11 protein-coding genes and 1 riboswitch are annotated in these 14,969 nt (G+C 40.6%); of the genes, 7 read left to right on the top strand and 4 right to left on the bottom strand.

The features are described 5' to 3' along the window. Window positions 1–43 precede the first annotated feature (43 nt). Both V7083_RS05835 and V7083_RS05830 read right to left on the bottom strand, forming a co-directional pair. Entirely contained in the window at window positions 44–835 is a 792-nt protein-coding gene (locus V7083_RS05835; protein ID WP_335476326.1) for a YqhG family protein, read from the bottom strand. Continuing rightward, window positions 813–2,501 (bottom strand): DEAD/DEAH box helicase, encoded by a 1,689-nt coding sequence (locus V7083_RS05830; RefSeq protein ID WP_335476324.1) that lies wholly within the window; start codon window positions 2,499–2,501, stop codon window positions 813–815. Before V7083_RS05830 ends, V7083_RS05835 begins: the two co-directional genes overlap by 23 nt. Before the next feature lie 166 nt (window positions 2,502–2,667). Then, a riboswitch (glycine riboswitch) is annotated at window positions 2,668–2,756 on the top strand. 223 nt (window positions 2,757–2,979) lie between these two features. On the opposite strand from V7083_RS05830, the gene gcvT reads away from it, so the two are divergent. From gcvT to gcvPB, 3 genes are read left to right on the top strand one after another with little or no spacing between them, the layout of a single operon-like run. After that, the gene (gene gcvT, locus V7083_RS05825; RefSeq protein ID WP_335476322.1) at window positions 2,980–4,083 is read left to right on the top strand and encodes a glycine cleavage system aminomethyltransferase GcvT; all 1,104 of its coding nucleotides are present in this window, start codon (window positions 2,980–2,982) and stop codon (window positions 4,081–4,083) included. A gap of 18 nt (window positions 4,084–4,101) precedes the next feature. Continuing rightward, entirely contained in the window at window positions 4,102–5,448 is a 1,347-nt protein-coding gene (gcvPA, locus tag V7083_RS05820; RefSeq protein ID WP_335476319.1) for an aminomethyl-transferring glycine dehydrogenase subunit GcvPA, read from the top strand. After that, on the top strand, window positions 5,441–6,898 hold the full coding sequence (gene gcvPB / locus V7083_RS05815; protein WP_335476317.1) for an aminomethyl-transferring glycine dehydrogenase subunit GcvPB: 1,458 nt from the start codon (window positions 5,441–5,443) through the stop codon (window positions 6,896–6,898). Before gcvPA ends, gcvPB begins: the two co-directional genes overlap by 8 nt. A 48-nt stretch (window positions 6,899–6,946) precedes the next feature. Here gcvPB and V7083_RS05810 read toward each other — a convergent pair whose 3' ends face one another. Next, window positions 6,947–7,330 carry a rhodanese-like domain-containing protein gene (locus V7083_RS05810; protein WP_335476315.1) on the bottom strand — a complete coding sequence of 128 codons (384 nt, stop codon included), beginning with the start codon at window positions 7,328–7,330 and terminating at the stop codon, window positions 6,947–6,949. A 184-nt stretch (window positions 7,331–7,514) separates the two neighbouring features. Between V7083_RS05810 and V7083_RS05805 the strand changes: the two genes are divergently transcribed. From V7083_RS05805 to V7083_RS05795, 3 genes are all read left to right on the top strand, one after another. Then, window positions 7,515–8,351, top strand: a complete 837-nt coding sequence (locus V7083_RS05805) for a lipoate--protein ligase family protein (protein WP_335476313.1) — start codon at window positions 7,515–7,517, stop codon at window positions 8,349–8,351. 319 nt (window positions 8,352–8,670) lie between these two features. Then, window positions 8,671–11,229, top strand: a complete 2,559-nt coding sequence (locus tag V7083_RS05800) for a vitamin B12-dependent ribonucleotide reductase (RefSeq protein ID WP_335476311.1) — start codon at window positions 8,671–8,673, stop codon at window positions 11,227–11,229. A gap of 229 nt (window positions 11,230–11,458) precedes the next feature. After that, on the top strand, window positions 11,459–12,553 hold the full coding sequence (locus V7083_RS05795; RefSeq protein ID WP_335476309.1) for an NADH-dependent flavin oxidoreductase: 1,095 nt from the start codon (window positions 11,459–11,461) through the stop codon (window positions 12,551–12,553). A gap of 70 nt (window positions 12,554–12,623) precedes the next feature. Here V7083_RS05795 and V7083_RS05790 read toward each other — a convergent pair whose 3' ends face one another. Next, complete coding sequence (locus V7083_RS05790; RefSeq protein WP_335476307.1) at window positions 12,624–13,976, bottom strand: MATE family efflux transporter; 1,353 nt, start codon at window positions 13,974–13,976, stop codon at window positions 12,624–12,626. A gap of 139 nt (window positions 13,977–14,115) precedes the next feature. Between V7083_RS05790 and V7083_RS05785 the strand changes: the two genes are divergently transcribed. Beyond that, window positions 14,116–14,802, top strand: a complete 687-nt coding sequence (locus V7083_RS05785; RefSeq protein ID WP_335476306.1) for a TetR/AcrR family transcriptional regulator — start codon at window positions 14,116–14,118, stop codon at window positions 14,800–14,802. Window positions 14,803–14,969 lie beyond the last annotated feature (167 nt).

The raw sequence follows: 14,969 nt of genomic DNA, 5'->3' as shown, positions 1-14,969 counted from the left end.
CTGGAGCGGAAATCAACGGACAAGTTTTACAGAGCCTTCTTTTTTAAACGGCATTCTCTGTCAAATAAAAAAGACCGCCATTAATAAATGAAATATGGATTCTTGGTTCATACTGTTCTCTTAAGGCCTGTTTTTCTGTCTCATAACTTTCGTTTTCCTCTTCTACATCCTCATAAAAATGCTCCAGTAATTTTAAATCCTTATCCCACCGCTCTCTAGCTTTATCAGCCCATGAGTGATCCTCTGTTTCAATGATTGATTTAAGATAATTTTCGATTCGTACCATTCCGCTTTTTGGTTTTACTAATGGTGAAAGAGTGAAGGAGTAATCCGGAATTTTAGGTGTTAAGGAAATGTTCAGCAGACGTTCATGAAAATTCTCTACCATCATTCCGTTAATCAATTGTAGACCAATTGATTTGAACACATCACGCTTCCGATCACATTGGTAGGATAGTTTGACATTCATACATAACCAGGGCATCAAAGCAGTTTGACTTTTGACGTGGCCATGATTTTCATAAAGACGAATATATCTTGATAAATTTTTGGTTGAGCCGAAGATTTGATGCAATCTTGGAGATCCAAAATGAATCGTTTCACCTTTTATGTGATCAGGTGTTGCTTCTGGATTCGTAATTAATGTCAGCTTCATTGGATTAGGAACGCCGCCTGTTTTTTCTAAATAGTGCCAGTAAAAGGGGCGATTCATCAGTTCTTTATCTAAATCAATGGTTAATTGGACATCTAAATAGCCTGGGGCATTATCTAGGATCGGGCATTCGTTCGCTTGGAAATACTTTAAAAGAAAATTATGAATTTCCTGCTGCTGCATGGGATTCTCCTTTCTTCATACTCTCTGCAAATTCTATCATTGAGGTTAAATTTTCCATTTTGATCCGCATCTCACCTTCAGTGCTAGAACCTCCGAAAATATCCATTATATGATCCTCAATATTACCAAACTCCAGCTTTGTTAATATATCATCAAGCTCCCCAATTACTTTTTCAAATAGTTCAATTTTTTCGTAAAGAAGCTTTAATATATGTTCCTCGACGGTATTTTTGATAGCAAAATTATAGATCATCACGTCATTTTCCTGACCCAAGCGATGAATCCGACCAATTCTCTGTTCAAGTCTCATCGGGTTCCAAGGCAAATCAAAGTTAATGATATGATGACAAAATTGTAAGTTAATTCCTTCGCCGCCTGCTTCAGTAGCAATAAGGACTTGAGCATGCTTTTGGAATAATTCCCGCATCCAGTCTTTTTTTCCGCGTTTAAACCCACCTCGGAATGGCACTGATGTAATGCCATGCTGCTTTAAATACCATTGTAAATAAAGCTGAGTAGCACGGTATTCTGTAAAGATAATCACTTTATCATTGATCTTTTGTATTAGTTCAAGTGCCTTTTCTGCTTTTGAATTGGCTTGCACAGCTTCCACTTTTTTTATTAAAAATTCAATTTGCTCTTCATAGGCACGAGAAGGGCTCTCCTTTTTTTGAAGCATATTTTTAAGCGTATAAAAAACGGCCTCCCTGCTGCTGCATGCTTCGCGCTGTAAAGTCATCACTGAAAAGCTGCTCGCCTGAACCCAATCGCCTTCGTTTCTTAGAGATGTGATGGATTCATATAGCTCTTTTTCAGGCTGAGTAAATTCGATTGGGATGGTTTCCACATGTCTTTTCGTCCACTCAATCCCGGTATCGGCCCTCCGATTTCGAATCATGACTTTATTTACCAACTCTTTTAGATGTTCATCATCATTTAACGAGCGAGAATCCCGTTTATATTTTTCATAAAAAGTAGTTTCACTTCCTAAGTGACCCGGCTTTAATAGTGATACCAAGTTAAAGATCTCTTCTATTCGGTTTTGGATGGGAGTTGCTGTCAATAACAAACAAAATTTCTTTTTAAGACTTTGAACAAATTCGTAGTTTTTGGTTTTATTATTTTTTAGTTTATGTGCTTCATCAATAATAATCAGATCATAGTCCTGCTGGAAAATGATATCACGATGTGGATTCCGCTTGGCTGTATCGATGGAAGACACAACAACATCACAACTTTCCCAAACATAGCTTTTTCGTTGAGTAATGGCTGGTATGAAAAATTTGCTGTTTAATTCTTGAGCCCATTGGGTGACTAATGATGCAGGGACTAAGATGAGTACTTTCTTTACCAAGCCGCGAATCATGTATTCTTTTAAAATTAATCCTGCTTCAATCGTTTTTCCTAATCCAACCTCGTCAGCAAGAATGGCTTTGCCATTCATATTTTCAATAACTTGTTTAGCTGTCTCAAGTTGATGAGGGAGTGGAGTTAAGTTGGGAAGATGTGAAGGGGCTTGCAAACCTTCAAAATCCGGAATCACCAAATGCTTCTCCACCTCAATCGCCAACTTAAAAAGCTCCCAGTTTCCCCATGGTCCATCATGCTCGACTCTATGTAAAAAATCATCCTGCCAAGAGGAATCAAATTCAATTTCAACCTTCATATTTTCATCTCCTTTTAATACTTGTTCAGCACTAAAAAATGATTGCTCGAAGCATTGCTTTAATGGTAGGATGATAATAGCTTTGAAAGTTTCAAATATTTGCATTAGCAAATAAATTTTATAAGTATGTTTAGTATCACCAATTTGGAAAATATTATAAATGCGGATGACAACAAGAGGAGAGACTACCTTGGTAGCGCCGAAGGAGCAAGCATGTAATGTGAATCTCTCAGGCAAAAGAACTCTTGTTTGACGCGGCTCTGGAGAGCGCTGCCTCGTGCAGCCACCAAAGGGGAAAGCCATCAAAGGTAAACTTTCAGGTGAAAGGACAGGGACCTTCTTTTTTACAAAGGGGGGTGTCTGTCCTTTTTTGTGTCCTCTCATTTGGAAAAAGAATTTCCAGTGATTGAAAAAGTGGTTTTGTGTCTTTTGAAAAAGGCAGTTTCATAATGATTTGAATTTTAAGGGGGATGATTAAGTGGTTGAATTAAAACGTACTCCGCTTTACGAGGTTTATAAAGAATATGGCGGGAAAACGATTGATTTTGGTGGATGGGAGTTACCGGTACAATTCTCCAGCATTAAGGAAGAACACGAAGCTGTTCGCTCGAAAGCTGGTCTATTCGATGTGTCCCACATGGGTGAAGTCGAAGTAAAAGGAACTGACAGCTTGGCCTATTTACAAAAAATGATGACAAACGACATTTCAAAGATCCCTAACGGTGGTGCCCAATATACAGCCATGTGCTATGAAAACGGGGGGACAGTAGATGATCTGCTTGTCTATAAAATTGAGGATAACCATTACCTCCTTGTAGTGAACGCATCTAATATCGAAAAAGATTATAGCTGGCTAGAAGCACACATTGAAGGTGACGTCTCAATAAAAAACTTATCAGAAAAAATGGCTCAGCTTGCCCTCCAAGGTCCGCTGGCAGAAACTGTGTTACAGAGGTTGACCAAGGCAGATTTAAGTCAAATTGGCTTTTTCAAATTTCAACAGGAAGTTGATATAAATGGAAGAAAAACCTTGGTCTCCAGAACAGGATATACCGGAGAAGATGGCTTTGAGATCTATTGTTCATCTGAAGATGCCGTTGACCTTTGGAAGGTAATTCTCGATGCTGGAAAAGAAGATGGAGTGGTGGCCTGTGGCTTAGGTGCTCGTGATACCCTTCGTTTTGAAGCTAATTTGGCTCTTTATGGTCAGGAATTATCTCCAGAAATTTCCCCATTAGAAGCAGGTATTGGTTTTGCAGTAAAGTTGAAAAAAGAGGAAGATTTTTTTGGAAAAACTTCGTTAGTGCAACAAAAAGAAAAGGGATTATCGAGAAAGATTGTTGGTATTGAAATGATTGACCGCGGTATCCCGCGCCATGGCTACCCGGTATATGCGGGTACTAACCATATCGGTGTGGTCACTACCGGAACACAGTCACCAACATTAAAGAAAAATATTGGTCTAGCCCTAATCTCAACAGAATTTACTGCTGTTGATTCAGAAGTAGAAGTGGAAATTCGCGGAAAACGATTAAAAGCTAAAGTCATTCCGACACCTTTTTATAAAAAAGAAAAGAAATAGCAGAAGGGAGTAAGAAAGATGAAACATCGCTATTTACCAATGACAGAACAAGATCAACAGGCCATGCTTGAGAAAATTGGTGTTTCCACCATCGATGAGTTATTCAGTGATATTCCTGAAAAAGTGAGATTCAAAGGTGAATATAACATAACTGCGGCTAAGTCGGAACCTTCTTTGATGAAGGAACTATTTAAAATGGCAAGTAAAAATGCTGATTTAAAAACCAATACCTCTTTCTTGGGTGCAGGTGTATACGATCACTATATGCCGGTAATCGTTGACCATGTCCTATCAAGATCAGAATTTTATACAGCCTATACACCTTACCAGCCGGAGATTTCTCAAGGAGAGCTGCAAGCCATTTTTGAATTCCAGACCATGATCTGCGAACTGACTGGAATGGATGTCGCCAACTCTTCCATGTATGATGGCGGAACAGCACTTGCTGAAGCAGCCATGTTAAGCGCCGGACATATGAAACGAAAAACCATCCTAGTATCAAAGGCAGTACACCCGGAATCCCGTGAGGTTCTTAAAACGTATGCGAAAGGTCAATATCTTGAGGTAGTAGAAGTGCCAGTAAAAGATGGCGTTACTGATCTTGATTCGTTAAAGGAATTAGTGAATGATTCTGTTGCGACCGTCATTGTTCAATATCCAAACTTTTATGGCAGAATCGAACCTTTAAAAGAGCTCGAGGAAGTGATTCATGAACAAAAAGCCATGTTTGTTGTGTCCAGCAATCCACTTGCACTAGGTTTATTAACCCCACCAGGGAAATTTGGAGCAGATATTGTCGTGGGAGATGCCCAACCGTTTGGGATCCCAACAGCTTTTGGCGGACCTCATTGCGGATACTTCGCAGTTACAAACAAGTTAATGCGTAAAGTTCCAGGACGACTTGTCGGACAAACAACAGATGACCAAGGCCGCCGCGGATTTGTATTAACACTGCAAGCACGTGAGCAGCATATCCGACGTGATAAAGCTACATCTAATATTTGTTCTAATCAAGCATTAAATGCGCTGGCTGCTTCTGTTGCGATGACTGCGCTTGGTAAAAAAGGTGTACGTGAAATAGCATCAGCCAATCTTCAGAAGGCTTATTACGCTAAAAACGCTTTTAAAGAAGCTGGATTCGAAATTGTTTATGATGGATACTCATTTAATGAATTTGTCGTCAAATTAAATAAGCCTGTGAAGGATGTAAATCAACTGCTGCTTGAAAAAGACATAATCGGTGGATATGACCTTGGCCGTGATGATCCTGAACTTGCCAATCATATGCTTGTAGCTGTTACAGAACAACGGACAAAGGAAGAAATTGATACATTTGTAAAAGAAATGAGGGATTTGCATGCATAATCAAGACCAGAAGCTCATTTTTGAATTAAGTACACCAGGTCGGATTGGATACAGCCTGCCTGAAATGGATATCCCTGAGATTGACGTAACAGGTCTGCTTCCAGAGGGGTATCTGCGCGAGGAGGAGCCGCTCCTTCCAGAGGTATCTGAATTGGATATCATGCGCCACTATACCGCTCTTTCTAAACGCAATCATGGAGTCGACTCTGGATTTTATCCGCTTGGTTCTTGTACCATGAAATATAATCCAAAGATTAATGAAAATGTTGCCCGTTTTAATGGTTTTGCTCATATACACCCACTTCAGGATGAAAGCTCTGTTCAAGGGGCCCTTGAACTGTTATATGATTTGCAGCAACATTTAAAAGAAATTACCGGTATGGATGAAGTAACTCTTCAGCCAGCTGCGGGCGCACATGGCGAATGGACAGGGTTAATGTTGATTCGTGCCTACCATGAAGCAAATGGGGACTTAAAACGTACAAAGGTAATTATTCCTGACTCCGCTCATGGAACTAACCCGGCGTCTGCAACAGTTGCAGGTCTGGAAACCATAACTGTTAAATCAAATGAAAAAGGCCTTGTTGACCTTGATGACTTAAGAAGGGTTGTAGGGGAAGATACTGCGGCCTTGATGCTGACAAATCCAAATACACTCGGTTTATTTGAAGAACATATTGTCGAGATTGCCGAAATCGTCCATGGAGCAGGCGGTAAGGTATATTACGATGGTGCAAACTTAAATGCAGTACTTTCTAAAGCACGTCCGGGAGATATGGGCTTTGATGTGGTACACTTAAATCTTCACAAAACATTTACTGGTCCACACGGCGGAGGTGGCCCTGGTTCAGGTCCAGTTGGGGTTAAAGCAGACCTAATTCCTTTCCTACCAAAACCAGTCATCACCAAGCAGGGTGAAGAGTATGTATTTGATTACGATCGTCCACAATCCATTGGACGTGTGAAGCCATACTATGGAAACTTTGGAATTAATGTTCGTGCTTATACCTATATCCGTTCCATGGGTCCAGATGGCTTAAAGGCTGTCACAGAATATGCTGTCTTAAATGCTAACTACATGATGCGTCGTCTGGCAGAATATTATGACTTGCCATTTGATCGTCATTGTAAGCATGAATTCGTTTTAAGCGGAAGACGTCAGAAAAAACTTGGTGTTCGGACACTTGACATTGCGAAGCGCCTGTTAGACTTCGGTTACCATCCGCCAACCATTTACTTCCCACTAAACGTGGAAGAATGTATTATGATTGAGCCAACAGAAACAGAATCAAAAGAAACACTCGATTCCTTTGTTGATATCATGATCCAAATAGCAAAGGAAGCGGAAGAAAATCCGGAAATCGTCCAGGAAGCTCCTCATACAACAGTTGTTGGGCGGTTGGATGAAACAACAGCAGCACGAAAACCAATTTTACGCTATCAAGCATAATAAAAAGGGATGGTTCACTTCGGTGGACCATCCCTTTTCTACATTCTATTATTTTTTTGTTTTGACTTTACCTGTCCATTTTTTAAACCCGCCTTGAAGCTGGGTAAGATCTTTATAGCCTCTTTTATGCAGAAATTGAGCAGCACGACCACTGCGCATCCCGCTTTGGCAATATAAATAAACCGGAAGATCAGGTCGAATTTCCTTCATGCGTGTTTTTAATTGAGACATAGGAATATTGCGCGCTCCTAAAATATGTCCGCCTTCAAACTCGTTCGGTTCACGGACATCGATAAGCTGTGCCTTCCGATAACCCGCACGAAACTCCTCTTCTGTTACCGTTTTAACAATTCGTTTTTGAAAGAAGTAGTTTGTAACCGTATAAATGATAACAGCACCAATGATGACGAGTAATGTATAAAGTGAATTCACTTCTTCTTGCCCCTTTCAAGCTTTTCTACACTAGTTTTTATTATAGTAGTCCTTCTTCCAAAGATAAAGAAGAAACCGTAAATTTCTTATAATAAAATTATACCAGAAACAATCTATTTTGAATTCCTTGCTGATTTTGGTAGACTAAATTTCGAATAAAATTTATACTAATGAGGTTTTGGGGATGGAAAAAGAGAAATGGCTTTTTATAGATACAGGGTTGAGTGCACCATCATTTAATATGGCAATGGACGAAGCGTTGCTTGATTGGCATAGTGAGGGTAAAATACCACCGGTGATTCGTTTTTATGGATGGAATCCTCCAACATTGTCTGTTGGATATTTTCAAAAGGTCGAAAAAGAAATTGATATGGAGGCTGTAAAGGCTCATCAGTTGGGCTTTGTAAGACGGCCTACAGGCGGTCGTGGCGTTCTCCATGAACACGAGCTTACATACAGTGTCATCGTTTCTGAGGATCATCCAGAGATGCCAAAAACAGTCACAGAAGCCTACCGTGTAATTTCGGAAGGGATCTTAAAAGGATTCATTCATTTAGGGATGGATGCCTATTTTGCAGTCCCAAAAACGGCTGAAGAGCGCGATGCTCTTAAAAATCCAAGATCTGCAGTCTGTTTTGATGCCCCTAGCTGGTACGAGCTGGTTGTTGAAGGGCGGAAGGTAGCAGGGAGTGCCCAAACAAGACAGAAAGGGGTAATTCTACAACATGGTTCAATCCTACTGGATTTGGACGAGGATAAGCTGTTTAGTTTATTCAAATATCCAAATGAGCGGGTAAAGGAACGGATGAAAAAAGGGTTCAGGGATAAGGCAGTCGCAATCAATGATATAAGTCCTCGTAAAATCACACTCGATGAAGCAAAGGATGCTTTTTATAGAGGATTTGCAGAAGGTCTAAATATAGACCTGGAGCCCTATCAATTAACAGAAGAACAGCTCGCTTATGTGCAAAAACTAGCAAAAGATCGTTATGAAAACGATGAATGGAATTATAAAAGATGATGAGAAGCGGCAAGCTCTGCTTTTTATCATTTTTCTTTTTTAATAATCAAGCGGCGAAATTTGTTAAAATTTCTTGTTTTGTGTAGAAAATCATAGAATATCTTTTGTTTTCTCTTAATACTAGTTTTTTTTAGGTTTGACAAAATAGTTTTCATTTGTTCTCGATACAATATATAGTGGTGTTGAAAATATTTTCGGTACTATATATTGATTTATTATTCTTTTCTTGTTAACCTTAATTCATGAGTCAGCTAGATTGACATAGTATACTAGAATCTAGCGTATATATATAGATTTTTAATTTGAAGGAGTTGTTCTCATGTCGGTTGTTTTTAGACCAAAAATGAATATTGATGTGGAAAGGTTGAATGAGGATATCCATCTATTTCCCCAGGTACACCCAGTTACCCCGGATATGAAAATAACTCACAAGGGTGTTTCGCGTTTAGTCATGTTGGATCGCTACACCTTTAAAGATACTGAAAAAATTACCCTCACAAAAGGCGACTTTGTTGTTCTTACGATTAAAGAAGATCCCAAATTCCCGGCACGAGGCTTAGGATACATCTTAGAAATTGATTGGGAGAATAAAAAAGCGCAAGTTTTGGTGGAAGAAGAATTCAGAGGCGTATTGGATGATCAGCAAGAAGTAGAAACCGGTGCGATTTGGCGCTCGCTTGATATTATCGAGAAGCCTTTGGAGCTTTTCTATGAGCAAATTGCCAAACGAGTTGCAACTGGCCTAGCGGCTGTTGAGGAAACAGAAGATAAGCGGATTGAATGGACGGAGAAGTTCTATCAAGAGCTGGTAAACTCAAACTTTATTCCAGCCGGCCGTGTTCTTTATGGAGCAGGTGCGGGAACGGATGTTACTTATTTTAACTGCTACGTAATGCCTTTTGTGGCAGACTCACGTGAAGGCATTTCTGACCATCGCAAGCAGGTAATGGAAATTATGAGCCGCGGTGGCGGTGTAGGTACAAATGGTTCAACCTTACGACCAAGAAACACCTTGGCCAGAGGCGTAAATGGCAAATCATCAGGATCAGTATCCTGGTTGGATGATATCGCAAAATTGACGCATTTGGTTGAGCAGGGTGGGAGCCGCAGAGGGGCCCAGATGATCATGCTGGCCGACTGGCATCCTGATATTATTGAATTTATTATTTCAAAAATGCAGAACCCAAGAATCCTCAGATTCTTAATTGAAAATACAAAAGATGAAACGATTAAAAAGCTAGCTAAAGACAAATTAAAATTCACTCCGTTGACAATGCAAGAAACAGCGATGTACCAAGGAATTGTGAACTACAAAACCATTCCTGGTTATGGCGGTTTTAGTGAGTCGATTATCGCTGATGCAGAAGAAAAACTGGCAACAGGCGGAAATTATACGGTTCATAACCCTGAGTTCTTAACTGGAGCAAACATTTCCGTTTGTTTAACCAAAGAGTTTATGGATGCTGTTGAAAACGACGGTGAGTATGAACTTCGTTTCCCATATGTTGAGGGATACGATCCTGAGGAAATGAAGATTTACAATGAAAAATGGCATGAAGTCGGAGATGTGCGTGAGTGGGAAAAAATGGGCCACAAAGTACGTGTCTACAAGAAGATTAAAGCTAAGGAATTGTGGAACCTAATTAACATTTGTGCCACATACTCCGCAGAACCAGGAATCTTCTTTATCGACAATGCTAACGACATGACCAACGCAAAAGCTTATGGTCAACAGGTTGTAGCCACAAATCCGTGTGGAGAGCAGCCACTTGCCCCGTTTTCTGTATGTAACCTTGCAGCTGTGAACCTTGCTGAAATGGCTGATAAAGAAACAAGAACGGTTGATTATGATAAGTTAAAGCAAACTGTTGCTGTTGGCGTACGGATGCAGGATAACGTCATCAATGCAACGCCTTATTTCTTAGAGCAAAATAAAAAACAAGCCCTTGGCGAACGCCGTGTCGGACTTGGAGTAATGGGCTTGCATGACTTACTCATCTACTGTGAAACAGAATACGGTTCACCAGAAGGTAATGAACTAGTTGATAAAGTGTTTGAAACAATCGCAACAACCGCCTATAGAACATCGGTTGAATTGGCGAAGGAAAAAGGAAACTTCCCATTCTTAGAAGGGGATACTCTTGAAGAAACCAATCGTCTGCGCAATGCCTTTATCAACACAGGATTTATGAAAAAAATGCCGGAAGACATCCGTGAATCCATCTTGGAAAATGGAATTAGAAATTCGCATTTATTAACGGTTGCTCCTACGGGATCGACTGGAACCATGGTTGGCGTATCCACAGGACTTGAGCCTTATTTCTCATTCTCTTATTTCAGAAGTGGACGCTTAGGTAAATTTATCGAAGTGAAAGCAGATATCGTTCAAGAATATTTAGATATGCATCCAGAGGCTGACCCTAATAACCTGCCGAACTGGTTTGTAACAGCAATGGATCTTGCTCCAGAAGCACATGCTGATGTTCAGTGTGTCATCCAGCGTTGGATTGACAGTTCTATCAGTAAAACGGTTAATGCTCCAAAGGGATATAGCGTAGAGCAGGTGGAAAAAGTATACGAGCGGCTTTACCGCGGTGGAGCAAAAGGCGGCACCGTATATGTAGATGGTTCTCGTGATTCTCAGGTGTTAACACTGAAAGCCGAAGAAAATCAAGATGAACAACTGTCTATTTTTACTGAAAAACCAAAGCAGCATGTAGTTTTAGTAGACACTATCACAGATCTTCGTTCAACTGATGTCACAATCGGTTCTGAGGTAGGCAATACATGCCCAGTTTGCCGTAAAGGTAAAGTAAAAGAAATTGGCGGCTGCAATACATGTACTAACTGTGGTGCGCAATTAAAATGTGGCCTATAAAATAGGTTTGAGCTAATCTGATGTGGCTTTGTAATAAAGTTTGATAAAAAGTAGCCTCTTCGGTGTGATGACCGTAAGAGGCTATTTTTTATATTTCTGAAAAAAATATAGATGAGTGTTTCCTAAATCTAAAATAAAAAAGCAAATGCGAAAATCTTGATGGTGAGAGCAGACCTTTTTACAAATAAAAGCGATTTGTTTACTATGAAATTATAAGGAGTGAAGAAAAATGACAACTTATTTATCACCATTTACATTTGAGAATGGTATCGAGCTTCGGAATCGTATTGTAATGGCACCGATGACGACATATTCTGCAAATCCAGATGATACAGTATCGGATGAAGAATTAGCATATTACGAAGAGCGCTCATATGGGGTAGGGGCAGTGATTACGGCGTGTACATACGTGATCGCAAACGGCAAAGGCTTCCCGGGCCAATTTGCTACACATTCGGATTTATATATTAACAGTTTACGGAAAGTAGCACAGGCGATACATAAAGGTGGTGCCAAGGCGATTTTACAAATATATCACGGTGGTCGCCAGTCGCCTCGTGAACTTGTTCCAAACGGCGATGTTGTCAGTGCAAGTGATACAATTGCGGCAGATGGAGGCAAGGCACGTGCATTAACAATGGAGGAAATTCAAGATATCGTGAAGGCATTTGGTGAAACAACCCGCCGCGCTATTGAAGCAGGCTTTGATGGCGTTGAAATACACGGTGCAAATACATATCTACTTCAACAATTTTTTTCTGGTCTAACAAACAAACGAGTAGATGAATACGGTGGTACACTTGAAAAACGGATGCGATTCCCATTAGAAGTAATAACAGAAGTGAATCGTATAAAACACCAATACGCAGATGATTCATTTATCGTTGGCTATCGATTCAGCCCGGAAGAGCCGGAAGAAGAGGGGATTACCCTTGATGATACAGTACAGCTTGTTGATCGATTAGCAAATGAACCACTCGATTATTTACACATTTCACTTGGAGATTTCCGTTCATTAGCCCGCCGTTATGAAGGTGAAAAAGAACAACGTGTCAAAATAATCCATCGTGTCATTGACGGACGTGTCCCGCTTATCGGTGTAGGTTCAATTTGTACGAAACAAGATGCTTTAGAAGCTATGGAAATAGGTGCAGAACTAGTAGCATTGGGCCGAGAATTATTAATTGAACCGCATTGGGTTGAAAAAATTACTGCAGGGGAAGAAATCATTACCGAAATGGATATGACACGAGATAATGTCATTCCTAGTCCATTGATGCGCATGATGCAAGCACACCCTGGTTGGGTAGCTGGTGTTAAATAGAGAAAGAAGATTAATAAAAATAACCTCTTAGGTATTCTTTACTTAAGAGGTTATTTTTTTTGAATGTTTTCTACTGTACTAAAATATCCAATTCCGGCTGCAATTTGTTTCGTAAAACAAACAGCATGATGGCTCCAACAAGGAATGCGACAGCATCCGCGATGACTAGTGACCAAACCACCCCGTGGAAGCCGTTCATTTGATTGGCGATAAACAACACAGGTATCAGAGTAATTCCTTGAATAATTGACATAATAAATGCGGCAGTTCCTTGCGCTGTTGCTTGGAAGATCCCGGTAAACAATGAAGTCATTCCTGTAATGAACAAGGATAAATACGTCACATGTAGAATGAAGCTGCCCATCTCAATTAATTGCGGGTCATTAGTAAATAAACCAATTAAATGATCGGAAATCAAATAGACGATGATGCCGAACATGGCTGCTAACGCCACAATCGATTTAAAAGTAAATCCAATAGTCTTTTTCAAACGCAATTTATTTGCTGTAAAAGAGAAGGCAATCAGCGGTACGACTCCTTCGCATAAGCCCATCAGAATAAACTCAGGAAATTGCAATAAACGTGATGAAATTCCGTAAGCTGCTACGGCCTGATCTCCATATTCAACAAGAAAATGGTTAAAGATGAGCGACATTGCCCCCAAAAAGATACACATAATAAAGACGGGAATTCCGATTTTTAATACATTGCTAAGAATGTCCTTGGTAACCATAAACCATTTTACGGAGACAGTTAAGAATTGGCTCTTATATCCCATATGGAAGGCGTAGTATAAACTCGCAACCAAGTTAGAAATAACCGTAGCAGACGCAACGCCGATCACTCCCCAATGGAAGCCGAAAATGACTAGCGCATCGAGAAGAATATTCACTACAACACTGAGTACCATACCGATCATGGACGTGATTGCTGCCCCCTCCGAGCGAACGATATTCTCCAGCGTGAAGAATAATACGACGAACGGAGAACCAATAAGCATAATCGTTACATACTCCTTTGTGAACTTAAAGGAGTCAGGCGTTGCCCCAAGGTCACGAACGATTGAATCAATCAACGGGAGACCCACGGCCATCACGATTAGGCCTAGAATTAAACTGCTGTAAAAGGCGAATGAAGACACATGCTTTACATCATGATATTTTTTTTCTCCAAGTAAACGGGAAATAAATGTACCGCTGCCCATGCCAATCAAGTTGCCTAGTGCCATAATGATTGCGAATAACGGCAAGGTTAGTGCAAGTGCGGTTAACATGGCAGTATTGTGGAGTGTACCAAGGAAATAGGCATTCAGGATGGAATATATGACATTCATTGATGTGCCTAGCATCATCGGTACAGCAAAGTGAACTACGGCTTTTGTGACCGGTGCTTTTTCAAAGTAATAGAGGGTTTCTTTATCCATGATGGATCACCACTTTCATCAGATATTATGGTCTTCAATCTAACGGTGTAAGGTTGCATCTTACAGTGTTAGATGATATCATCAATCTAGAAACCTGTAAAGCAAAATCTTACACTGTTAGATAAAAGGGCGGATAACGATGAAAAAGCAACAGCCTCAGATTTCTGAGGATAAGATTCTGGAAACCTCATGGGAGCTTCTTGGAGAAGAGGGCATCGAAAAATTCAGCATGAGACGATTGGCCGACAGGCTTGGGATTCAGGCCCCATCTCTGTACTGGTACTTCAAGAACAAACAGAATCTCTACCAACGTCTGGCAAACCAGGTGTCGAAAATGATACTAGAGGAGTTTCATTCCGAGGGGGACTGGAAGGAGCAGTTGACGGGGCTTGCGGTAACAGTACGGAGCGTGCTCAGCCGATACCCCTGCTCCACGCAGATTATGATGATGACACTGCCTCATGAACCAGACATCATCCGGTTCACCAACCGAATGCTGCTCTGTGTGGAATATACGCCACTTAAGCAAGAGCAGAAATTTCAAGTGGTTACTACGCTTGTGAACTATGTTTTCTACTTCGTTCTAGACGATTATCAGCATGAGCGTAATGTCTCCGCTATCCTTAAGGACCAGGTAGAGCTTCCAGGTGAGGAGATGATTCACCTTCTTGACTCCATGAGCGAGACGGATGCGGGACTGTTCCGCAGGATGTTCACGAACGGGCTGTTTGAGCTAATGGGGACCAATGAGGCGTTTGATTTTGGTTTGAAGCTGATTCTATTTGGGGTTGAGCGGGTGATAGAGGAGCAGGAGAAGTCGATGTAAACACCTGGGTTGGAATAAGTATGGCCAATGTGATGTAAGCAACTGGAGCGGCATACGACTGCCTAGCGAATAGTTTTTCATAACAAAACGCTACGGAATCATTCATTCCATTAAAAGGCACGATTGATAGATCAAATCAAATTGGATTTGATCTATTTTATTTTTTT

It is taken from the genome of Bacillus sp. JJ1764 (assembly GCF_036962145.1).
Taxonomy (GTDB): domain Bacteria; phylum Bacillota; class Bacilli; order Bacillales; family Cytobacillaceae; genus Neobacillus.
The sequence above is the reverse complement of the archived record's forward strand: the minus strand, read 5'-3'. Positions and strand labels throughout refer to the sequence as shown.

Excerpts from the sequence above, each read along its gene's own strand:
- gcvPB (WP_335476317.1), top strand. The coding sequence starts at position 5,441 with ATGCATAATCAAGACCAGAAGCTCATTTTTGAATTAAGTACACCAGGT.
- V7083_RS05795 (WP_335476309.1), top strand. The coding sequence starts at position 11,459 with ATGACAACTTATTTATCACCATTTACATTTGAGAATGGTATCGAGCTT.
- V7083_RS05830 (WP_335476324.1), bottom strand. The coding sequence starts at position 2,501 with ATGAAGGTTGAAATTGAATTTGATTCCTCTTGGCAGGATGATTTTTTA.
- V7083_RS05790 (WP_335476307.1), bottom strand. The coding sequence starts at position 13,976 with ATGGATAAAGAAACCCTCTATTACTTTGAAAAAGCACCGGTCACAAAA.
- V7083_RS05800 (WP_335476311.1), top strand. The coding sequence starts at position 8,671 with ATGTCGGTTGTTTTTAGACCAAAAATGAATATTGATGTGGAAAGGTTG.
- V7083_RS05785 (WP_335476306.1), top strand. The coding sequence starts at position 14,116 with ATGAAAAAGCAACAGCCTCAGATTTCTGAGGATAAGATTCTGGAAACC.
- V7083_RS05805 (WP_335476313.1), top strand. The coding sequence starts at position 7,515 with ATGGAAAAAGAGAAATGGCTTTTTATAGATACAGGGTTGAGTGCACCA.
- gcvPA (WP_335476319.1), top strand. The coding sequence starts at position 4,102 with ATGAAACATCGCTATTTACCAATGACAGAACAAGATCAACAGGCCATG.
- V7083_RS05835 (WP_335476326.1), bottom strand. The coding sequence starts at position 835 with ATGCAGCAGCAGGAAATTCATAATTTTCTTTTAAAGTATTTCCAAGCG.